The sequence below is a fragment of the Streptomyces sp. NPDC050625 genome, from assembly GCF_040654755.1.
Lineage (GTDB): Bacteria > Actinomycetota > Actinomycetes > Streptomycetales > Streptomycetaceae > Streptomyces.
The window spans coordinates 185,067-209,122 of record NZ_JBFAIQ010000015.1; the positions used below are offsets into that span (position 1 = coordinate 185,067).

At 73.9% G+C, this 24,056-nt stretch carries 8 protein-coding genes; 6 read left to right on the top strand and 2 right to left on the bottom strand.

From position 1 onward, the window contains the following. Positions 1–57 precede the first annotated feature (57 nt). From AB0I54_RS29175 to asnB, 5 genes are all read left to right on the top strand, one after another. The gene (locus AB0I54_RS29175; RefSeq protein ID WP_363299147.1) at positions 58–14,328 is read left to right on the top strand and encodes an SDR family NAD(P)-dependent oxidoreductase; all 14,271 of its coding nucleotides are present in this window, start codon (positions 58–60) and stop codon (positions 14,326–14,328) included. Between the two features lie 63 nt (positions 14,329–14,391). Continuing rightward, positions 14,392–16,815 (top strand): thioester reductase domain-containing protein, encoded by a 2,424-nt coding sequence (locus AB0I54_RS29180; protein WP_363299148.1) that lies wholly within the window; start codon positions 14,392–14,394, stop codon positions 16,813–16,815. Next, positions 16,812–17,948 carry an alpha/beta fold hydrolase gene (locus AB0I54_RS29185; RefSeq protein ID WP_363299149.1) on the top strand — a complete coding sequence of 379 codons (1,137 nt, stop codon included), beginning with the start codon at positions 16,812–16,814 and terminating at the stop codon, positions 17,946–17,948. The genes AB0I54_RS29180 and AB0I54_RS29185 overlap by 4 nt, the downstream gene beginning before the upstream one ends. 65 nt (positions 17,949–18,013) lie before the next feature. Then, positions 18,014–18,793: an alpha/beta fold hydrolase gene (locus AB0I54_RS29190; RefSeq protein ID WP_363299150.1), complete on the top strand. Its 780-nt coding sequence runs from the start codon at positions 18,014–18,016 to the stop codon at positions 18,791–18,793. A 281-nt stretch (positions 18,794–19,074) separates the two neighbouring features. After that, on the top strand, positions 19,075–20,916 hold the full coding sequence (gene asnB / locus AB0I54_RS29195) for an asparagine synthase (glutamine-hydrolyzing) (RefSeq protein WP_363299151.1): 1,842 nt from the start codon (positions 19,075–19,077) through the stop codon (positions 20,914–20,916). Here the strand turns inward: asnB and AB0I54_RS29200 are convergent. Next, positions 20,889–21,461 carry a DUF4232 domain-containing protein gene (locus AB0I54_RS29200; protein WP_363299152.1) on the bottom strand — a complete coding sequence of 191 codons (573 nt, stop codon included), beginning with the start codon at positions 21,459–21,461 and terminating at the stop codon, positions 20,889–20,891. The two genes, asnB and AB0I54_RS29200, sit on opposite strands and share 28 nt — an antisense overlap. A 19-nt stretch (positions 21,462–21,480) precedes the next feature. After that, entirely contained in the window at positions 21,481–23,052 is a 1,572-nt protein-coding gene (locus AB0I54_RS29205) for an alpha/beta hydrolase (RefSeq protein WP_363299154.1), read from the bottom strand. A 273-nt stretch (positions 23,053–23,325) separates the two neighbouring features. Between AB0I54_RS29205 and AB0I54_RS29210 the strand changes: the two genes are divergently transcribed. Further along, positions 23,326–23,970, top strand: a complete 645-nt coding sequence (locus AB0I54_RS29210) for a chaplin (protein WP_363299155.1) — start codon at positions 23,326–23,328, stop codon at positions 23,968–23,970. Positions 23,971–24,056: the final 86 nt, after the last annotated feature.

Below are 24,056 nucleotides of genomic sequence, written 5' to 3' on the forward strand. Positions count from 1 at the left end.
GCGCGCGCGGCCGAACGGCATCCGCCTGAGCCCGAGTTCACGAGGACACCTGCCCAGATGCCTGCGAACGAGTCCCCGAAGCAGTCCCCCGAGCCGTCCCCGACGACCTCCGAGGGCGTACGGGCCTGGCTGGCGTCGGCCGTCGCCGAGGCGGCCGGGATCGACCCGCCGGCCGTCGACCCGGACCGGCCCATCGCCGAATTCGGCATCGGCTCACGCCAGTTGGTGACCCTTGCCGCCGAGCTCTCCCAGCGGATCGGCCGGCCCCTGGAACCGGCCCTGGTCTTCAACCACCCCACGATCTCCGCGATCGCCCAGGCCGTCCTCGAACCACAGGAACCACCCTTCGGCGCACGCACGTCGACACACCCGGAGCCGGCCCGGGCCACCACGCATCCGGACGACGACGTGGCCATCATCTCCATGGCCTGCCGCTTCCCCGGCGGTGCCGAGGACCCCGAGGCGCTGTGGCGGCTGCTGACCGCGGGCGAGGACGCCATCTCCGAAGTCCCCGCGGGCCGTTGGGACACCCGCGGGCTCTACGACCCCGACCCGGAGGCCGGCGGAAAGGCCTACACCCTGCGCGGCGGATTCCTGGACGCCATCGACCGCTTCGACGCGCCGTTCTTCGGGATCTCCCCGCGCGAGGCCGCGGCCATGGACCCGCAGCAGCGCCTGCTGCTGCAGACCGCCTGGGAGACACTGGAGCGCGCCGGCATCGTCCCGGACACGCTGAACGGCAGCTCCACCGGCGTCTACGTCGGCCTGTACGACAGCGGCTATCTGGCCGCCGCCTCGCTCGGCCAGCTCGACGGACACGTCGGCACCGGCTCGGCGGCCAGCGTGGCCTCCGGGCGCATCGCCTACACCCTCGGCCTCCAGGGCCCCGCGGTGACCGTCGACACCGCCTGCTCGTCCTCCCTCGTCGCGCTGCACCTGGCGGCGCGGGCGCTGGCGAGCGGCGAGTGCGACCTGGCGCTCGCCGGTGGCGCGACGCTCCTGGTCACGCCGCGCGGGCACGTCGAGTTCAGCAGGCTGCGCGGGCTGTCGCCGTCCGGGCGGTGCAGCCCGTTCTCGGCCGACGCCGACGGGGTGGTGTGGGGCGAGGGCTGCGGGCTGGTCCTGCTCAAGCGGCTCGCGGACGCACACCGGGACGGCGACCGCGTGCTGGCCGTCGTCAAGGGCTCGGCGATCAACCAGGACGGCCGCAGCCAGGGCCTGAGCGCGCCCAACGGACCCGCCCAGGAGCGGGTGCTGCGCGCCGCGCTGGACACCGCCGGACTGACCCCGCACGACCTGGACTACGTGGAGGCGCACGGCACGGGCACCCGGCTGGGCGACCCGATCGAGGGCCGGGCGCTGGCCAATGTGTTCGGGCCGGGCCGCCCCGCCGACCGGCCGCTCGGCGTCGGTTCCCTCAAGTCCAACATCGGCCACACCCAGGCGGCGGCGGGCATCGGCGGCGTCATCAAGACGGTGCTGGCCCTCGGCCACGAACGCATTCCGGCCTCGCTGCACGCCGAGACCCTCACCGAGCACATCGACTGGACGGACAGCGGCCTGCGTGTCCTCGGCGACGCCGAGGCATGGCCGCGCGAGCCGGGCCGGGCACGCCGGGCCGGGGTGAGCGCCTTCGGCATCAGCGGCACCAACGCCCATGTGGTGCTGGAGGAGGCGCCCGAGGAGCCGGCCCGGGACCACACCGGGTCCGGCGCGAGCCCCCTGGCCGGCGAACCGCACGGCAACGGGTCCGGCGCGAGCCCCCTCGACGGCGAACCGCACGCCACCGGACTCTTCCCGCTCTCCGCCCGCGGTCTTCCCGCCCTGCGAGGACAGGCCGCCCGCCTCCTCGAAGCACTGGAGGCCCGGCCGCAGCTGCACCTGCCCGCCGTGGCGGCGACGCTCACCCACCACCGCACCCACTTCGACCACCGAGCCGTCGTCCGGGCGGGCCACCGCGACGAGTTGCTCACCGCCCTGCGCTCACTCGCCGAAGGACAGCCCGACCCCGACCTGACCGTCGGCCCCGAGCGGACCCGGCCCGTGGGCAAGGTGGCCTTCGTCTTCCCCGGCCAGGGCGCCCAGTGGAGCGGCATGGCCCGCGACCTGCTCGACACGGACCCGGTGTTCGCCGACGAACTCGACCGCTGCGACGCCGCCCTGCGCCCGTTCACCGAGTGGTCGGTGACCTCGGTGCTGCGCGGTGAGGCGGGCGCCCCGTCCCTGGACCGGGTGGACGTGGTCCAGCCGGTGCTGTTCGCCGTGATGGTGTCGCTGGCCGCCGTGTGGCGGGCCCGGGGCATCCGGCCCGACGCCGTGATCGGGCACAGCCAGGGCGAGGTCGCCGCGGCCTGTGTCGCGGGGGCGCTCAGCCTCAACGACGCGGCCGCCGTGGTCGCCCTGCGCAGCCAGGCCCTGACCGAGCTGTCCGGCACCGGCACCATGGCCGTCGTGGCCCTGCCCCACACCGAGGTCAAGACGCGGCTCCCCGACGGAGTGAGCGTCGCGGCCGTCAACAGCGGCCGGTCCACGGTGATCGCCGGCGACGTGGCCCCCCTGGAAGCCTTCCTCGCCGACCTCGAAGCGGAGCAGGTCTTCGTCCGCCGCCTGGAGGTCGACTACGCCTCCCACAGCGCCCAGGTCGAACCGGTCCGCGCGACGATCCTCGACGAACTCGACGGCGTCATCAGCAGCCCGACGTCCGTCGCCTGGTACTCCACCGTCACCGGCGAGCCCGTCACCGAGGAGCTGGAAGCCGACTACTGGTACACCAACCTCCGGGAGACCGTGCGCTTCGCCCCCACCGTGGAGCGCATGGCCGCCGACGGCTACCGCCACTTCGTCGAGCTCAGCCCGCACCCCTCCCTGCTCACGGCCGTGCGCACCGTCGGTGAGGACCACGGCCACGACCTGCTCGCCGTCGGCTCGCTGCGCCGCGACGAGGACGCCCGCGCGTGCCTGGACCGGGCCGCCGCCGAACTCCACGTCCACGGACGGCGGATCGACTGGCGCCGCCTGGTCCCCGGCACGGCGCCCGTGGACCTGCCGACGTACGCCTGGGATCCGCAGCGCCACTGGACCGAGCCCGAGTCCGGCACGGGCGGGCCCGGTCTGTTCGACCGCGCCGCGCACCCGTTGCTCGGCATCCAGCTCCAGTCGGCCGACGAGACCCGCTGGACCTTCCGCAACGAGTGGTCCCCGGCCACCGCCGACTGGCTGCCCGACCACGCCGTGTTCGGTCGGACCGTGGTCTCCGGCACGACCCTGGCCGAGCTGTGCCGCGCGGCCCTCGCCGTGGCCCGCCCGGACACCCCGGCCGACGTCACCGGACTGCTCCTGCTCAGCCCGCTGGTGCTGCCGGACTCCCACACCGTCGAGGTGTCCGTCGAGGTGGTCACCGCCGGTCCTGTACCGGAGATCACCGTGCACAGCCGCCCGCGCGGCCGGGACGCCACCGGGTGGACCCTGCACGCCACCGCGTCCGCGGCTGAGTCCGCCCCCGTGGCGGCCGGGCAGCCGCCGGTGTGGCCTCAGACGGCCGAGGAGGTCTGGACCCCGGAGACCTACGAGCGGCTGGGCGCGCGCGGGCTCGGCTACGGTCCCGCCTTCCAGGGCGTGCGGTCGGTGGTCGCGACCGACGACGGCGCACTGCTGGCGCGCCTTGCACTGCCGTCCGCAGCCCGTGACGTGGCCGACCCCTACCCGGTCCACCCGGCGCTGCTGGACGCCGCACTCCAGGTCGCCGCGGCCTTCGACATGAACGGCGGGCGGGTGTTCCTCCCGGTCGCCGTGGGCCGCTGTGTGCTGCCGCCCGGCGGCGCCGGCGACCTGACCGCGTCCGTACGGCGCACGGGCGGCTCGGCCACGGACCTCACGCTGGACGTGACGCTGTGGGACGCCGACGGCCTTCCGGCCGGCCGCCTGGAGACCGTACGGCTGCGCGCCGCCGACCCGGCCGACCTGGGCGGCGGCTCGGAGAACGGGCGGCACCTGTACGAGGTCGCGTGGACGACCCTGCCCGAGGAGCCCGCCGCAGCACCGGGCACCTCGTGGGCGGTCGTCGGCGACCGGTCCGACCCACAGGTCGTGGCCGCCCGGCAGGGCCTCGGCGCCGCGGGGGCCGAGGTGCGCGACACGGGCGCCGACGTCGTCGTACGCATCTGGCCGCGTCCGGCGAGCGGCGCCGAACCGGCGGCCGTGGCACAGGAGTTGGCCGCCGCGGCGCTGGAGGAGCTGCACGCTCGGATCGCGCTGCCCGGGGAGGAGGCCCCGTCCCGGACCGTCTGGGTGACCCGCGGCGCGGTCGCCGCCGCCGACGGCGACCGGGTGACCGGCTTCGCCCAGTCGGTGCTGTGGGGCCTGGCGCGCAGCGCCCGCGCCGAGCACCCGGACCTCGGGCTGACCCTGCTCGACCTCGAAGACCTCGAAGACCTCGAAGACATTGACGACCGCGACGGCCGCGGCGATCTCGGCTACCTCGGCGATCTCGGCCACGCGGACCTGGCAGCTGCTCTGCTCGCCGCCGGGGCTCGCCCCGACGAGCCCGAACTCGCCCTCCGCGGGGACACGTTGCTCGTTCCGAGGCTGGTGCGCGCCCGCCCCGCGGACACCTTGCGCGTGCCGCCGGGGGACCACTACGAGCTGGTCCTCGCCGACGATCCGGTCCTGCGCGCCGCCGAGCCTCTGCCGCTGGGGCGCGGCCAGGTGCGGATCCAGGTGCACGCCCTCGCGCTCCCGGCCCCCGGAGCGGCGTCCTTCGTGTGCGCCGGTGTGCTCACCGAGGTCGCGGCCGACGTCGAGGGACTCCTTCCCGGCCTGCGGGTGGTCGCCCCGGCAGGCACCGCGCCGGGCTCCGAGGCGGTCACCGACGCGTCGCGGATCACGGTGGTCGCGGACGAAGTACCGTTCACCGCCGCGGTGGCGGCAGTCGATCACCCGCGTGTCCTCCATGTGACGGACGCCCGCGAGGCGATCCGCCACCGGGCCGTGGCCGACCGCCCCGTGGTCCTGGACCTGGCCGGCACCCCCGCCTCCGTCCCCACCGACGGCACCGTCCTGATCACCGGCGGTCTCGGGGCCGTCGGCCGGCACATCGCCCGCCTCCTCGCCGAACATGGCGTTCCCCGACTGCTCCTGACCTCTCGTCAGGGTCCTGACGATCCCCGTGCCGCCGAGGTCACCTCCGAACTGGCCGCGCTGGGCACCGAGGTCGAGGTGGCGGCGTGCGACGTGGCGGACGCGGCGGCCGTGGCGGACGTACTCGCCGGGATCGGTGAGGACTCGCCGCTGCGGGGCGTCGTGCACTGCGCGGGTGTCCTGGACGACGGCGTGGTCGCCGAGCTGACCCCCGAGCGGCTCGCACGGGTGCTCGGCCCGAAGGCCGACGGCGCCGCCCATCTGCACCGGCTCACCGCGGACGCGCCCCTCGACCTGTTCCTCCTGGTCTCCTCGGCCGCCGGTGTCGTCGGCAACCCGGGCCAGGGCAACTACGCGGCGGCCAACGTCTTCCTGGACCAACTCGCCCACCACCGGCGCGCTTTGGGCCTGCCCGGCGTTTCCGTCTCGTTCGGCGCGTGGGCGGGCGAGGGTCTGGCCGCCGCACACGCCGACCTGGACCGGATGGCGCGTCTCGGTCACCGCGCCCTCACCCCCGACCAGGGCCGCGACCTGGTCGAGCTGTCCCTGCGGCGGAACGCGCCGCACCTGGTCGCCTGGGTCCTGGACCTGCCCCGGCTGCGCGAGCACGCCGACGGGGCCGCGCTGTGGCGCTCGCTGCTGCCCGCGCCCCGCACCGCCCAGCACACCGGTGACGGCCTGGCCGACCGCCTGGCCCGGCTGCCGGAGCCGGAACGCGCCGAACGCGTCCTGGCCCTGGTCCGCGACGAGGTCTCCCGCGCCCTCGGCCTGCGCTCGGCCGAGTCCGTCCGCCCCGACCAGCCGCTACGCGACCTCGGCATGGACTCGGTGACCGCGGTCGAACTCCGCAACCGCATCGGCAACCGCATCGGCGCCCGGCTCCCCGCGACCCTGCTGTTCGACCACCCCACCGCGGACCGGCTGGCCGCCCATCTGCTGTCCCACGTCCTCGTCACGGACGGCGACCGTGCCGCCCGGCGCACCGCCTCCGCCCCGGCACGCCTCGGCACCCCGGCGACGGACGAGCCGATCGCCGTGGTCTCCATGGCCTGCCGGCTGCCCGGCCAGGTGAGCGACCCGGAGGGGCTGTGGCGCCTGGTCGCGGACGGCCGCGACGCGGTCGGCCCGTTCCCGGCGGGGCGCTGGGACGTGGAGTCGCTGTACGACCCCGATCCGGACGCCCTCGGCAAGACATACGCCCGCGAGGGCGGCTTCCTGGACGACATCGAGTCCTTCGACCCGGGCTTCTTCGGCATCACCCCGAAGGAGGCCGCCGCCATGGACCCGCAGCAGCGGCTGCTCCTGGAGACGTCCTGGGAGGCGCTGGAGCGCGCCGGGATCGTGCCCGCCGAACTGGCGGGCAGCACCACCGGTGTGTACGTCGGCATGTTCGGCAGCGACTATCTGTCCGGCTCCCGGCTCGACCAGCTGGACGGCTACGTCGGCACCGGGTCCGCGCTGAGCGTGGCCTCGGGCCGGCTCGCCTACGCCCTCGGTCTGCACGGCCCGGCGATGACCGTCGACACCGCCTGCTCCTCCTCCCTGGTGGCCACCCACCTCGCGACGCAGGCGCTGCGGAGCGGAGAGTGCGATCTCGCGCTGGCCGGCGGAGTGACCCTGATGGTCACACCCCAGACCTTCGTGGAGTTCAGCCGGCTGCGCGGACTCTCCCCGACCGGCCGCTGCCGCTCCTTCTCCGACGACGCGGACGGCGCGATCTGGGCCGAGGGCGTCGGCATGCTCGTACTGAAGCGGCTGAGCGACGCCCGGCGCGACGGGGACGAGGTACTGGCCGTGCTGCGCGGCACGGCCGTCAACCAGGACGGCCGCAGCCAGGGCCTGTCCGCGCCCAACGGCCCCGCGCAGGAGCAGGTGATCCGGCGGGCGCTGGAAGTGTCCGGACTGGAACCCGCCGACATCGACTACGTGGAGGCCCACGGAACCGGAACGACGCTCGGCGACCCGATCGAGGCCAACGCGCTGGCCGAGGTCTTCGCCGACTCCCGCCCCCAGGACCGCCCGCTGTACCTGGGCTCCCTCAAGTCCAACATCGGTCATGTGCAGGCGGCTTCGGGCGTGGCCGGGCTGATCAAGGTGGTCCAGTCGCTGCGCCACCGGACCCTGCCGCGCACCCTGCACGCCGACACGCCCAGCCGGCACGTCGAGTGGGACGGCAGCGGGCTGCGGCTCCTCCAGGAGGCCGTGGACTGGCCGTCGACCGGGGAGCGGGTCAGGCGCGCCGGGATCAGCGCCTTCGGCATCAGCGGCACCAACGCCCATGTCATCGTCGAGGAGGCCCCGCACGTCGGAGCCGAGGCCTCGTCCGTCGAGATCGAGGCCCCTCGTGAAACACCGCCGGAGAAGCGGCTGTTCGTGCTGTCCGGACGCGGCGAGACCGCGCTGCGCGGACAGGCCGCGCGGCTGGCCCAGTACGTCACCGACGACACCTCGCTGCCGGACGTCGCCCACACCCTGGCCCGTCACCGCAGCCACTTCGAATGGCGCACGACCGTCGTCGCGGGCGACCGCGAAGAACTGCTCTCCTCCCTCAAGGCGTTGAGCAGCGGGCGCAGGCCCCTGACACCGCCCCGCGAGGAGCAGACCGGCAAGGTGGCCTTCGTGTTCGCCGGGCACGGCGGCCAGTGGACCGGCATGGGCATGGAGCTGCTGGCCCATTCGGCGGCGTTCCGCGAGGAGCTGACCCGTATCGACGAGGCCGTCCACCGGCAGGTCGGCTGGTCCGTGCTCAATGTGCTGCGCGCACCCGAGGAGTTCTCCCCGCTCGACCGCACGGAATACCTCCAGCCGGTCCTCTTCGCGGTCAACGCGGCCCTGGCCGCCGCCTGGCGCGAGCTCGGCGTCACACCGGACGCGGTCGTCGGACACAGCCTGGGCGAGATCGCCGCCGCCTACACCGCGGGCGCCCTGACACTGGACGAGGCCGTGGCCGTGGTGACCGGGCGTGCCCAGGCGGTCGTACCCCTGGTCGGACAGGGCGGCATGCTGGCCGTGGAACTGCCCTGCGCGGACATCGAGGAGCTGCTCGAACCGTATGCCGACCGGCTGTTCGTCGCGGCCCTCAACAGCGCCCGGAGCACGGCCGTTTCGGGCGACGCCGACGCACTGGCCGAGCTGCGCCGGAGCCTGGAGGAGCGGGAGATCCCCGCGCGCGTCCTGTCGACGCCGTTCGCCTCGCACACCCCGCTGATGGAGCCGCTCCGCGACGAGCTGCTCGACCGCTTCTCCGCCGTGCGCGGCACGGGCACGCCCACCCCGTTCTACTCGTCGGTGCTGGCCGAACCGGTGCCCGGGGACGGGCTGGACGCCGCCTACTGGTTCGCCAACCTCCGGCAGCCCGTCCGCTTCGCGGACACCGTCCGGCGGATGCTCGACGACGGCTACCGCTACTTCGTGGAGCTCAGCCCGCACCCGTCGCTCACCTCGTCCGTCGAGGCGGTCGCGGCCGAGGCCGGGATCGACGCGGTCGGCGTCGGTTCGCTGCGCAGGCAGCGCGACGGCCGGGACGTACTGCTCGGCAGGGTGGGCGAGTTGTACACGGCCGGGCACACGCCCGACTGGACCGCGCTGTTCCCCGAGGGCCGCAGGGCGGACCTGCCCACCTACGCCTTCGCCCGCGAACGGCACTGGCTCGCCCCGGTCCGGACCGGCGGCGCGGCCGGGGGTTCGCCGCTGCTCGGCACCCACGTCGAGGCCAGCGACGAGCCGGACAAGGACATCTTCCAGAGCGAGATCGACCTGCGCGACTCCCGTTTCGCCTATCTGACCGACCACCGCGTCACCGGTGAGGTGTGGCTGCCCGGTGCGGCCTTCCTCGACATGGCGCTCGAAGCCGCGACCGCGGTGACCGAGGGCGGCGAAGTGCGGCTGGCCGACGTCGCGTTCGTCCAGCCGCTGCGCCTGGACGAGGAACGGCCCGTACGGCTCCAACTCGTGCTGCGGCCCGCCGAGAACGGCTTCCGGGACTTCACCGTCGCCTCCGCCGCGACCGGCGAGCGCTGGGAACGGCATGTCACCGGCCGGATCGCCGTTGCCGACGCCGGGCCGGAGCCGGACCGGGGCGAGGACCTGGCCGCGCTGCGCGAGCGGTGTGCGGAGCGCGTCGACGTACCGGCCGTGTACGCCGGGCTCGCCGCCCTCGGCATCGAGTACGGCCCCTTCTTCCGCGGCCTGGAGGAGGGCCACCGCAGCGATGCCGCCGCGGTCGGCCGGCTCGCCGCCAGGCCCGCCGCCGGTCATCTGCTGCACCCCGCCGTCCTCGACGCCGCCTTCCACTCGGCCGCGCTCCCCAAGAACGCCCCGCAGGGACGGGCGTTCGTGCCCGCCGGGGTCGGACGGCTGCGCTTCACCGGGCTGCGCACCACACCGGCCTGGGTGACCTGTGCCCTGCGCGGCCTGGACGGCGACACCGCGACGCTCGACCTGCGGCTGTGGGACGAGGACGACCAACTCGTCCTGGAAGCCACGGAGTTCCGGCTCGCCGCGCTCTCGCCGCTGGACGGCGCGCTCTTCGAGACCCGCTGGCAGCCCCGCCCCGAGGCTCAGGAGACGCCCGACGGCGGCAGCTGGCTGATCCTCGCCGACGGGACCGGCATGGCCGAGGAACTCGCCGGCCGGCTCGGCGATCTGGTGCCGCACGTCATCGCCCGCAGGGGAGAGGCGTTCGGCGTCGAAGGGCCCGGACGCTATGTGCTCGACCCGGCCGATCCGGCCCAGCTGGCCCGTCTGCTGGACGAGGCCTACCCGGACGGGCCGCCCGGGCGAGTGGTCCAGCTCTCCGCGCTCGACGCCCCGGCGATCGGCGACGCACACACCGCCGAGGAGGCGGCCCGCCTGTGCTGCCTGAGCACCCTGCATCTGGTGCGGACGCTCGCCGACCGGCCTAGGGGCCGCACGCCCCGCCTGTTCGTGGTCGTCCGCGGCAGCCAGGCCGCCGGTGACAGCGGCCGGGTGACGCACCCCCAGCAGGCGCTGGCCTGGGGCTTCGGACTGGCCGTGGCGCAGGAGTACCCCGAGCTGGCGACCACGCTCGTCGACCTGCCGCCCACGGGCGGCGCCGGGGAACTGTGGACGCAGCTGTGGCACGCGGACGACGAACGGCTGGTCGCGCTGCGCGAATCGGGCCGCCTGGTGCCGCGCCTGGCCCGCACCCGCCCGGACGACGCCGGTGACGCCGGCACCGACGGCGTGCACCTGATCACCGGCGGTCTGGGCGGCCTCGGCCGGGTCGTCGCCGAACGGCTGGTCCGGCGCGGCGCCCGACGGCTCGCCCTGATGAGCCGGGGAACGCCCGACGCCGACACCGCCGCCTGGATCCGGGGCCTTCAGGAGCGCGGTGTCACCGTGCACCTGCCCCGCGCCGACGTCGCCGACCGTGCAGGCCTCGCGGCCGCCCTGGACGCCGTACGCCATGAAGCGGGCCCGATCACCATGGTCGTGCACGCGGCCGGTGTCCTCGACGACGCCACCGTGGCCAACCTGACCGACGAGCGCGTCCTGCGCGTCCTCGCCCCCAAGGTGCTGGGCACCGCCCTGCTCACCGAGCTGATCCCGGAAGCCCGAAGCCTTGTGCTGTTCGCCTCGGCGGCGGGACTCCTCGGCTCGGCCGGTCAGAGCCCGTACTCCGCCGCCAACGCCTTCCTCGACGCCTGGGCGCATCACCTCGCCCACGCCGACCGGCGGGCGCTGAGCCTGGGCTGGGGCGCCTGGGCCGGCGTCGGCATGGTCGCCGAGTCCGGCACCCGGGCCGCCGAGACCAGCCGCTCCGGACTGATCGCCTTCTCCCCGCAGGACGGCGGCGAACTGTTCGAGCGGGTGCTGAACACCGGGCGCCGTCAGCTCGCGCCCATCGCCCTCGACTGGGAACTGCTCGGGCTCGACCCCGACGCGGTGCGCAGCCGCCCGATCCTGGGCGACCTGATCACCCTCCCGACGGGCGGCGCCGACACCGACGACCTCGTCAGGAAGGTGTTCGCCGCCACCACCGAGCACGACCGCGCCGAGTGGCTGGAGGCGTACGTACGGGCCCGGGTCGGCGAGGTCTCCGGCGGTGCCGTGGACGTGTTCGCCACCACGGCCCTGAAGGAACTGGGCCTGGACTCCCTGATGCTGGTCCGGCTGCGCAACGCCTTCGCCCGCGAACTCGGGGTCGAACTCCCCGCCGCCGACGTGTTCTCCGCCGCCGACATCCGCGGCCTCGCCCGCGCCCTGGGCGCGGCCCTGCCCGAGCGGGAGACGGCAGCGCGCGAGGAGAAGGCGCAGCGGGCGGCGGACATACCCGAGACCGAACTGCGGCCCGCCACCCGGGACGTCGTACGACTCCTGCGCAGCGCCCGGCCGGGCATGCCCGACGCGGCCCACGGCGTCGGCCTCGCCGTACGCCTCACCGCACCCGCCACGCGCGAGACCCTCACGGACATCGTCGACCGGCTCGCCGCACGGCACGCCGCCCTGCGCACCGCGATCGTCACCGGGCCCGAGGGCGGGCGACAACTGCGCGTCGACCGGGAGTTGACGCAGCCGCTGCTGCGCTGGACCGCCGACCCGGACGCCGACCCGGCCGACCGGCTGCGCCGGCTGCTGGAGCCGCCGTTCGACCTGGCGAGCCCGTCACTGTGGCGCTTCGAACTGCTCGACGGCGGCACCGGCGGCCAGATCCTGGTCTTCGGCGCGCACCACGCGGTCAGCGATCTGCAGTCGCTGCTGCTCGTGGCCGGGGAGATCGACGCCGAACTGTCCGGCACCCCGCTCGGCGGCACCGTCACCAACCGGGACATCGACCTGCTGATCGAGGCCCAGGAAGGCGGCGAGGGGGCCGGCGCCGAGTGGCGCGAGGCCTTCCGCGGCAGCGAGCGGCTGGACCTGACGCTCACCCATGACCGGCCCGAGGCCCGCTCGTACCGGGCCGGCAGCGTGACCGTCTCCCTCCCCGACTCACTCATGGAGCGCGTCTCGGCGGCCGCGAGCGGTCTGGCCGTCACCCCGGCCGCCTTCTGCCTCGGCACGCTGACCGTGCTGCTGGCCCGGAAGCGGGAGCGCGAGCGGTTCGTGCTCGCCGTGCCCGTCGACACCCGCATCCACGCCGACGCGTTCGGTGCCGTGGGCTTCTACGGCGTGCCCGTGCCGTTCCCGGCGCAGGCCGCCGAGGGCGAGACGGTCGAGGAGGTGCTGCGCCGGACCGACGGCCGGCTGGAGAAGGTCCTGGCGAAGGGCGCCATGTTCTCGGACGTCCTGGCCACGCTGGCCAAGCAGGGGCTGCACCGGGCGAACGCGCCGCTCGTGGAGGTGTACTTCAACTTCGTCCGCTTCTCCGGCCGGCTGAACCGGCTGGAGGTGCTGCCCGCCGGGATCGGATACACCGACCTCGACCTGATGATCACCATGATCCCGGACGCGGGCACGGTCCGGCTCGACCACAACCTGGACATCCTGGATGCGGCGACTGCCGCCGCGCTGGGGGAGGAGTTCGTGCGGCTGCTGGAGGAGACGGCGCGGGACGCGACGGCGGTCGTGCGGGAGGGCGGTGCGACCGCGACCGTGCCCAAGGAGGGCGACGCGACCGCGGTCGTGGCTCGTGAGCAAGGGTCCGTCGCGGTACGGCGGCCGTCCCTCGCCCTCGCCGCCACCTTCGCCCTCGGCAACCTCCCGCTGATGTGCGGGGCGGCACTGGAGGAGGACGGCGTCACCGTCGCGGAGGCCCCGTACCACCAGGTCCTGGCGAGCCTCCAGGACCCGTCCGGTGTCCTCGCCGACCCGGATACCACGGTGGGCGTGCTGCTGCTGCGGGCCGCGGACCTGGAACGGTTCGGCCCGGTGGACGACACGCTCCTCGCCGAGTTGCGCACCGCGTACCCGGCCGCGCTGAAGGCCCTGGCCGAACGCACCCGCAAGCCGCTCGTCGTCGGCTTCCTGCCCACCGCCCGCGAAGCGGAACGCTTCGTCGAATGGGAGCGCGGGATCGCCGCCGACCTGGCCGACCTGCCCGGCATCGCGGTCCTCGGCCCCGACGAATGGACCCGCCACCACCCCGTCGACGAATGCTTCGACGCGCGCACCGAGCGGCTGGCCCACCTGCCCTTCACCCCGCAGTTCCAGGCGGCCGTCGCGCTGCGCCTCGCCGAGGTCGTACGGGCCGTGCTGCGCCCTGCGCCCAAGGTCATCGCCGTCGACGGTGACGAGACCCTGTGGGGCGGCGTCGCCGGGGAGATCGGCCCGGAGGCGGCGGACCTCACCGGACCGCGTGCCCTGCTGGCGCGCAGGCTGCTCCAGTGGCGGGCGGCGGGCGCCCTGCTGGCGCTGGTCAGCAACAACGACGAGGCCACGGTCCGGGCCGTCCTGGACCGCCCCGACAGCCTGCTGAAGGCCGAGCACTTCAGCGTGCTCTCCGCCGCCTGGGGACCGAAGCCGGCCCGGATCGCCGACGCCGCGCGCACGCTCAACCTCGGCGTGGACAGCTTCCTGTTCCTGGACGACAACCCGGCCGAGATCGCCAAGATGCGGGCGGCACTGCCGCGGGTGCTGTCCGTGACCTGCCCGCCGGCCGGCGAACTCGACGACTTCCTGGGCCGATTGTGGCCACTGGTCCCGGCCGCGGCGACCGCCGAGGACGCGCTGCGGGCGCGGTTCTACGAGCAGGAGCGGGAGCGCGACGCGGTACGCGAACAGGGCGGGTTCGAGGAGTTCCTGGCCCAGCTGGAACTGGCGGTCGACATCCGGGCCCTGGCCGATGACGACGTGCAGCGCGCCGAGCAACTCGTCCGTCGCACCAACCAGTTCACCCTGCGGGCCCGCTCGTCCGACGGCGGCGATCTCGCCCGGTGGCTGGAGCGCGGCGAGGTGTGGACGGCGGCGGCCCGGGACCGGTTCGGCGACTACGGCCAGATCGCCCTGCTCGCCGTCCGCGCCGAGGGCGGCCAACTCGACGTCCTCGCCTGGATGATGAGCTGCCGCGCACTCGGCCGGGGCGTCGAGGAACGCCTGCTGGCGTGGCTGGCCGACCGGGCCGACGCGCTGGGCTGCGCCAAGGTGCGGCTGTCGGCGGAGCGCACCCCCCGCAACGTACCCGCGCGGCGGCTGCTGGCCGCGCTCGGCGGTGGCCACCAGGACGACGAGCGGCTGGACGTCGTCGTCACGCCGGACCACCTGAGGGCGTTCCGGCCCTGGGAACAGCAGTGACGGACCCCGTGGAGCAAGGAACAGCAGTGAGCGACAGGACAGTGCACAACGTGAAGGGCTCTCATGCGTGATCTGAACGACGACGGCGGCAGGCAGTCGACCGCCGAGTCCATCGAGCGGGGCGGCGGCGGGCTCGGCGTGACCGACCTGCTGGCCCGGCTGCAGACGGCGGCGGCCGGACCGGCGCCCGCCCCGCCGGTCCGGGACGTGGACGGCCTCGCCGCCACCATCGCCACCGCGGCGGGCCGCTACCTGCCCTCCGGCCGGCTGGCCCCGGACGCCGACTTCTTCGATGCGGGCGGTACGTCCGTCCACGCGGTGGAGCTCATCGCGGAGCTGGAGGACGAGCTGGGCATCGAGGTCGACCTGGACGACGTCTTCGCCGACGCCCGGCCGATCAGCCTGGCCCGGCGCTGGCTGCCGGTGATCGCGGGCACGGCGGCGGCCGAGGACGGCTCCGGCACAGCAGCGGCGCCCGTGGGCACCGGCTCCGGCGCCGCACCAGCCCCGGCGGAGAACGGTTCCGGCACGGCAGGGGCCCCGGCGGTCACCGGCTCCCTCCCCGCGTCGGCTCCGGGCACCCTCCCCGTTCCGGCGCCCCGCACCCCACCCGCCGTACCCAGCACCCCCCGCTCCACCGGCGACCGCCACTCCAGGGCCCGCCAGGAGGACCTCGACCAGATCCTGGCCGACCTCGCCCTCGCCGACCGGCTCCCCTTCACCGACGTACCCGAACCGCTGCCGCCCCGGCGGATCCTGCTCACCGGCGCCACCGGCTTCCTCGGCGGCCATATGCTGCTCGACCTGCTGCGGCACAGCGACGCCCATGTGTACTGCCTGGTCCGCGCCGCCGACGAGAAGGCGGCCGAGGCCCGGCTCGCCGAGCAGCTGCGCAGCTACCGGCTGCCCTGGTCGTCGGAGGTACGGCGCCGGGTCACCGTGCTCCCCGGCGACATCCGCCGCCCGCGTCTCGGACTGTCCGACGAGCTGTGGCACAGCCTCGCCCAGGAACTCGACAGCGTCGTCGGCGTCGCCGCGGCCGTGGACTTCCTGCGCGGCTACCAGTCCCTGCGCGGCAGCAACGTCCTCGGCACGCTGACCCTGGCCGAACTCGCGGCGACCGGCCGCCCCAAGCCGCTGCACCACATCTCCTCGATCGCGGTGTTCAACGAGGTCGGCATCACCGCGATGGGCGAGGACGACCCCCTCGCCCACATCGACCGGCTCATCTCCGGCTACGACCAGTCCAAGTGGGCCGCCGAGGTCGCGCTCCGGCGGGCCCGCGACCACGGCCTGGTGGTCACCGCGCTGCGCCCCGGCGGCATCGGCGGCCACACCAGGACCGGCGCCTACAACCCGCTCGACCTCAGCAGCGGTCTGATCTCGGCCTTCGGCCGCTTCCGCACCGTACCGGCGTTCCGCTACCTCAACGCCGCCCCGGTCGACTGGGTGAGCCGGGTCGCCGTCGCCGCGATCTGCGAGCCGGACGCCTGGGGCTTCGACTACAACCTGACCGGCGTCCCCAACACCCTCGACGACGTCGTACAGGACATGGCGCTCGGCGGGATGCACGTCCGCGTCCAGGACTGGGACGAGTGGCGCACCGACGCCCTGGCCCGGCTCGAAGCCGAACCGATACCCGAACTGGCCTTCCTGGGCCGGGTGCTGCAGAGCGCCTCCGCCCTCAAGCTGGTCGAGGCCACCCTGAAGGGCCCCGCGGCCGGCAGCGAGCGCACCGACTTCCTCGTCGCGGCCCTCGGCCTGCCGCCCGCGGCCCGCTACGACGCACGGGCCCAGATGAAGACCTTCGAGAAGCTCGCGGGCGACGGTCTGGCCCGGCTGCCGCACAAGGACGACCAGCCCTACCTGTGGTTCACCGAGACGACCGAGGGCACCGTCGGCCCGGTCGGCGCGAGTGCCTCGACGCCCTGCTCGATGGCGCTCACCCTGTCCATCGCGAGCATGTACCAGCTGGTGAAGGAGCGCCGGATCGACGTCACCGGCGAGGTGACCTGCTCCGCGATCCACCCCCGCCCGCTGACCGTCGAGCGCGGCGACGTCTGGATCCGCCCCGAGGAGGGCATCCCGCAGCAGCACGGCCTCAGGCACCAACTCCTGCGCTACCGCCTGCGATTGCGCGACGCCGACGGCGGACAGTGGTGGCTGGAGGGCCGCAAGTACGCCCGCGCCCGCCGCGACCTGTGGCGGCAGACCCGCGCCCTGACCGTCGAGATCGGCCGCGAGGGCGAGGCCGCGAGCCTGCTCGGCGAGGTCGTCGTACCCGCCGACTCCTACGTCCGCGACCAGATCGACGGCATCAAGGTCGATCCGCGCCTGACCGGCCAGGAGAAGCGGGCCGCCAAGCTGACCTGGCTCGCCTGGTTCGGCCTGGAGATGGGCCGCGGACTGCTCGGCCCGTTCACCCGGGCCGCCGCGGACCTGCTCGACCTGCGCCGCACCCCGACTTTCACGGAGCCCAACCGATGATGTTCAAGGCCACGACCTCCCGCACCCGGCCGGCGCTCCGCAAGGTCCGGACCACCGCGGCCCCGCGCCCGCTGCGCCACCGTCTCGACCCCACCCGGGTCGAGGAGATCCCCTTCCGCACGAGCGACGGCGTCCGGCTCGGCCTGACCCGTGTCGGCCCCGTGGACACCGGCCGCCCCGCCGTCCTGCTCCTGCACGGGCACACCGCCTCCGCGGACATGTTCCTGCTGCCGGAGACCCGCAACATGGTCGACGTCCTGCTCGACGACGGCTACGAGCCCTGGCTGCTCGACTGGCGGGGCAGCTGCCGGCTGCCGTACAACGAGACCGGCCGCAGGTACACCTACGACGACGTGGCGTTGTACGACATCCCCGAGGCCGTCTCCCACATCCGCGAACGCATCGGCGACCGGCCGCTGTTCGTGGTCGCCCACTGCATCGGCTCCCTGTGCCTGTCCATGAGCATGGCGGCGGGTCTGGTGCCGGGCCTTGCCGGAGTCGTCTCCCAGGGCGTGTTCCTGACTCCGAAGCTGGCGGGCCGCACCTCGCTGCGCATGTCGGTCGCGGGGGAGCTGCTGAAGACCCGGATCGACCACATCCCGGTCGACTTCCGCAAGGTCGGCCTGTGGTCCAAGTACACGCCCCTGTTCGCGCTGGCCTCACGCAGGGCGGACTGCCCCGACCCGACCTGCCAGATCCTGCACAACTCGGCCTGGGGCACGGGCGCCTCGCTCTTCGTGCACGAGAACCTCGCCGAGGCCACCCACGACCGGCTCGCCGAACTCCTCGGCCCCGCGCCCCTGTGGATCCTTCCGCATCTGCGCCGGATCGAGCTGGCCCGCAGCGTCGTGCGCTGGCACGACACCGACCACCGCTACAGGGCGCTGCCGCCCAACGCGCTGGACGCGGCCGGCCGCATCGACACCCCGCTGCTGCTCCTCGCGGGCAGTGACAACGGGCTCTGGCTGGACTCGCAGCGACTGTGTCACGAGGTGCTGGCACACCGGCAGCCGCAGCTCGACGTGGCCTACACCGAGATCCCCGGATACGGCCATCTCGACCCGTTCATCGGCCGGGGCGCCGCCCTCGACGTGTTCGGGCACATCCTGGAATTCCTCGGCGAACGACGGTGACGGGGGAGGGGGCGGCCGGTTACCGTACCGGGCAGTAACCGGACCGCACCCAGGAGGGCCCTCACATGCCGCAGCTCGAAGTCGACGGCGCCGCGTTGACGTACGACGACGAGGGTCCCCGCGACGGCGACGGGGTGCCCCTGGTGTTCGTCCACGGCTGGACGGCCAACCGGCACCGCTGGGACCACCAGGTGGCGCACTTCGCCGAGAAGCGGCGGGTGATCCGGCTGGACCTGCGCGGGCACGGCGACAGCAGCGGGGCGGGGGTGCGCACCATCGAGGAGCTGGCGAAGGACGTCCTCGCCCTCCTCGACCACCTGAAGGTCGAGCGCTTCGTGCTGATCGGGCACTCCATGGGCGGGATGATCTCCCAGACCATCGCCCTGTCCCACCCCGAGCGCGTCGAGCGCATGGTCCTGGTCGACTCCATCAGCCGGATGACCTACAGCCGGGGCCGAGGCCTGCTGATGGGCGTGTCCACCCTCGTGCCCTTCAAGCTGTTCGTCGCCGCCAACATCCAGCGGGCCTTCGCCCCGGGCTACCCGCGCGAGAAGATCCAGGAGTACGTCCGCGCCTCCGCCGACACCCCGCGCGAGGTCGTCATGACGCTGTACGGCGCCATGCGGGCCTTCGACGTCCTCGACCGGGTCGGCGAGATCAGCACGCCCACCCTGCTGATCCACGGCTACCACGACATCCAGCTGCCGGTGAAGCAGATGCTCCGGATGGCGAAGGCCTACCCCAACGCCGTCGTCCGGATCATCGACGCGGGCCACGAGCTGCCGGTGGAGAAGCCGGCGGAGCTGACGGCGGCGGTGGACTCGTTCGTGACCGCCCCCGCCTGACCCGGCCCGCCCCGCCGCACCTGACCCGGTCCCGCCGCGCCCGGCTCCCTCGCTGTTTGGGGAAGTCTTTGCCCATGGCCGGTTCCCGGCGGGACCGGGCCCGTGCGGCGGCGATCCGTCCCCCTCGCACGGGCAAAACGCGGCCGAAAGGGTCATGAGGTTCGGCCGTTCAGGTGATGGCCGCGTTGACCGGCCCTCGTGTCTGGCACACGCTCGACATATAGGTGCTGGATGCATCTGGTTCGGCGGTGCGCCGCGGGACCAGAGGCTGGAGGTAGGGCATGTGCGGCATCACCGGCTGGGTCTCCTTCGACCGCGACCTGCGCGGTGAGGCCGCCACCGTGGACGCGATGACCGAGACCATGGCCTGCCGCGGCCCGGACGACCGCGGCACCTGGGTCGAAGGGCCCGCCGCCCTCGGCCACCGCAGACTCGCGATCATCGACCTGCCCGGCGGCCGCCAGCCCATGACCGCCGGCACACCGGACGGAACCGTCGCGCTGGTCTACTCGGGGGAGACCTACAACTTCACCGAACTCCGCCGCGAACTCACCGGCCACGGCCACCGTTTCACCACCGACTCCGACACCGAGGCCGTCCTGCGCGGCTACCTCGAATGGGGCGACGCCGTCGCCGAGCACCTCAACGGCATGTACGCCTTCGCGGTCTGGGACGGCCGGCACGACAAACTCGTCCTGATCCGCGACCGCATGGGCATCAAGCCCCTCTACTGCTTCCCCACCTCCGACGGCGTCCTGTTCGGCTCCGAACCCAAGGCCGTCCTCGCCAACCCGCTGGCCGGGGCCCGCGTCGGCCTCGACGGCCTGCGCGAGCTGTTCACCCTGGTCAAGACCCCCGGCCACGCGGTGTGGGAGGGCATGCGTGAGGTCGAACCCGGCACCGTGGTCACCGTCGACCGCACCGGATTGCGTACCCGGACCTACTGGAGCCTTCAGACCCGGGCGCACCCCGACGACCGCGACACCACCATCGCCACCGTGCGTTCGCTCCTCGACGACATCGTGCGCCGCCAACTGGTGGCCGACGTCCCGCGCTGCACCCTGCTCTCCGGCGGCCTCGACTCCTCGGCCCTCACCGCGATCGCCGCCCTGCAACTCGCCCAACAGGGCGAGAAGGTCCGCAGCTTCTCCGTGGACTTCGTCGGCCAGAGCGAGAACTTCGTCGCCGACGAACTGCGCGCCACCCCGGACACCCCGTTCGTGCACGACGTGGCACGCCTTTCCCGGACCGACCACCAGGACATCGTCCTCGACGCACAGACCCTGGCCGATCCCGGCGTACGCGCCAAGGTCATCAGGGCCCGGGACCTGCCCATGGGCTTCGGCGACATGGACGCCTCGCTCCTGCTGCTGTTCCGGGCCGTCCGCGACCAGTCCACGGTCGCCCTGTCCGGGGAGTCCGCCGACGAGGTCTTCGGCGGCTACCTCCAGTTCTTCGACGAGGAGGCCCGGGCCGCCGACACCTTCCCCTGGCTGGCCATGGCCGCCCGGCACTTCGGGGACGACAGCAACGTCCTGCAGCCCGATCTCGCCAAGACCCTGGACCTGGAGGCGTACATCGCCGACGGCTACCGCACCGCCGTGTCCGCCGTCCGCCGCCTCGACGGCGAGAGCGACTTCGAGTACCGGATGCGGAAGATCTGTCATCTCCACCTGACCCGCTTCGTCCGTCTCCTGCTCGACCGCAAGGACCGGATGAGCATGGCCGTCGGGCTGGAGGTCCGCGTGCCGTACTGCGACCACCGGCTCGTCGAGTACGTCTACAACACGCCCTGGTCCCTCAAGTCCTTCGACGGACGCGAGAAGAGCCTGCTGAGGGAGGCCACGGCGGACGTGGTCCCGCGCTCCGTGTACGACCGGGTCAAGAGCCCCTACCCGTCCACCCAGGACCCCCGCTACGGCCTCGCCCTCCAGCAGCAGGTCAAGGACCTCCTCGCCCGCCCCGGCCACCGGGTCTTCGACCTGGTGGACCGCGAGAAGCTGCACCGGGCCGCCCACCGCGACACCCCGGTGAGCACCCAGTCGGCCCGGCACGGCATGGAAGGCGCCCTCGACCTGGCCATGTGGCTGGACCTCTACACGCCCGAGCTGTCCTTCGGCTGACCGCCCGACCAGGGAGACTCCGTTCGCCCCCGCTCCAGCGCGCGGTCCGCGTCCGCCGCCGACGGCTGCCACCACGTCGTCACCGGTTCCCACACCCGGATCGTGGCCCCCGCGCCCAGTTCGGCCGCGGTGAAGGAGCGCCCCCAGTGGGACGAGTCCCCGGCCACAGTCAGTGTGCCCACCCGGCGGGCCTCGGGATCGGCCGGGTCGGCGATCGCCCGTACGGCCGCGCAGGCGGTCCTGCCGACCCCGAGCCGGTACGTTCCGCCGGCGCGCGCGGGCACCGGCAGGGCCGCGCCGTCGAGGTCACCGAAGGTGACCGTGGGGACGGGGTCGAGCGTGCAGGTGCGGCCGCCCCGGTTGGTGACGCTGATCCGCACCACGGCCGGATCGGCGGCCGAGGCCTGCGCCCGGACCGTGAGGTACTTCTCCGGACAGGTCCCGGCCCTGGCCTGCGGGGCGGCCCCGACCTGCGGTGCGGCCAGCAGCAGGGCGGCGGCGGTGGCCGCGACGGCCGGGACGGCGACGGTGGCGCGAAGACGCATCAAGTGTTCCCCTGTTCGGTCAGGTTCGGGTGTCCGGCCCGCAGGAGCTCCCGCTGGGCGGCAGGGAGCCGTACAGCAGGAAATCGTCGATCCTGCGGTGCACACACTTCGAGGAGGAGTACCCGGTGTGCCCCTCGCCCCTGTTGTCCAGCACCACGGCCGACGGGCCGAGCCGCCGGGCCGTCTGCTCGGTCCAGCGGTACGGCGTGGCGGGGTCGCCGCGCGTGCCCACCAGGAGCATCTTCGCCGTGTCGACGTTCTTCACCTCGTGCCGGATGAAGTCGGTGCCCTTGGCGCGGCCGAAGCACATCAGCACCTCGGTGAGCCGGTGCCGCCCGAACACCGGCGAGGCCTGCTCGTACTCGGCGCGCAGCCGCTCGAGATCCTTGGTGATCCGTCCGGGCGTGGGGCGGTCCGGGTCGTCGGCGCAGTTGATCGCCAGCAGCGCGGCCATCGTGTTGTCGGCCGGGACGTCCGCGGCGTCGACCAGCCCGCCGCCGCGCCCGCGGGGGACCGTCATGCCGCCGTAGGCGAAGTTCTCCACCCCCCGGGTGTCCCCGTCGTCGACCAGCGAGGCCACGGCCCGCTCCAGCGAGGGCCACAGGTCCTTGCTGTACAGGGCCTGCCCGATGGCGCTCACCAGGTCCTGGCCGGTGAACTGCCCGCCGAAGTCCGAGGGCACCGGGTTCTCGTCGAGCGAGCGCACCAGCTTGACGACCCCGCTCCCGGCCAGCCGCCGGTCCCGCCCGAACGGGCAGGCGATGTCCGCCACGCACCAGTCCAGGAAGTCGTCCAGGGCCGTCTGCTGCCCCTGGGCGGTCGTCACCCCCTGCTCGGCCAGGGAATCCGTCAGCGTGTCCACGCCGTCCAGCGCCATCCGGCCCACCTTGTCGGGGAACTGGGCCGCGTACACCGCGCCGAGCTTGGTGCCGTAGGAGAAGCCGAGGTAGTTGAGCTTCTTGTCGCCGAGGGCCTGGCGTATGACGTCGAGGTCCCGGGCGGCGTTCACGGTGCCTATGTGGGGCAGGACGGGGCCGGAGTGGGCGGTGCACCGCAGGGCCACCTTGCGCAGCCAGGCCAGCGTCGCCTGCGGGTCCGTGAGATCGGCGTGCCGCTCCGCCGTCCCCGAGCCCGTGTTGTCGGCGTCACCGCAGCTGACGGGCGAGGACCGGCCGACGCCGCGCGGATCGAAGCCGACCACGTCGTAGCCGTTGGTCAGCTCCATGAAGTCCTTGCCGTCGGTGGCGAGTTGGTCGACGGCAGGGACGCCGGGACCGCCGAAGTTCAGCAGCACGGAGCCGCGGGATTTCCCGGTCGTCGCATAGCGGGCCAGCGCCAGGTCGAGCGTGCCCGATTCGGGCTTCTCATAGTCGAGCGGGACCGTGACCTTTCCGCACTCCAGGTCCTTGGCCCTGTCGTCGCCGGCGCAGGCCGTCCAGACGACCTTCTGGCGGTAGAAACGGGACAGGTCGGGCCGGGGCGGGGTGTCGGACGCCGCCGCGGGCAGCCCGGCCCCGACCAGGGCCAGGGCGACCGCTCCGGCGCCCGCGCAGCGCCGGAGAACGGGCCGCGGGGACAGTGTGGCCGGCATCGATGCCTCCAGGGACGTCATGCTGCGGACCGGGGGACAGCGCCCTCGCTCACGATATGCGGGCCCCGGAGCACCCGCCTCCGGGCCAGCGGACGGACACGGAGTGTCGTATCATCCGCACGCACAGTGAGTATTCGACGGTTTTACGACTGGTTCGAAGGCCGTGTCACTCGATCGGGCCGAAAGGCCGATAAGCCATAACTCGGATGGTTCGTCTGCGTTCAACCGGGGGCGGGTGAGTGCCCGCAACCATGTCTGGAAGGCAGGGAACCTATGAGAAGGGTTGCCCGAAACGGTGTGATCGCCGTCGCCGTCGCGTCCGGCGCGATGGCTGTGACCATGCCGGCTTTCGCCGATTCCGGCGCGGACGGCTCCGCGGCCGACTCGCCGGGGCTGATCTCCGGCAACACCATCCAGCTCCCCTTGCACGTCCCGGTGAACGTGTGCGGGAACACCGTGAACGTGGGGGGACTCCTCGACCCCGCCGCGGGCAACACCTGCGACAACGCGGGCGGCGGGGGCGGTGGGGGCGCCGGGACCACGTCCTCCGGCGGTGCGACCGCGCACGGCGGCGGCGAGGATGCGCCGGGTGTGGTCTCCGGCAACACCGTCCAGCTCCCCGTCCATGTGCCGGTGAACGTCAGCGGCAACAGCGTGAACGTGGTCGGCGTGGGCAACCCGGGGACGGGCAACGAGTCCGTGAACACCCCGGGCGAGAGGCCCCATCAGCCGACGGCCCCGGTCCCGCCGCGGGCCCACCCCCGCACGCCGCCGCCCCACCGGGCCCGGCCGCAGACCTCCGTCGCCCTCGCCCACACGGGTACGGATCTGACCGCGCCCGCCCTCGCCGGCAGCGCCGCCTTCCTCATCACGGGCGTCGCTCTGTACCGACGGTTCCGCCCGCGGCCGCAGCGCTGACGCGGGCGGCCGCCCGGGGGGCCCCCCGCCGCGCTCCGCGGGGCCGCCGGCGGGCCGTGCCCCCCCACCCCCCCGGGCCGGGCGGG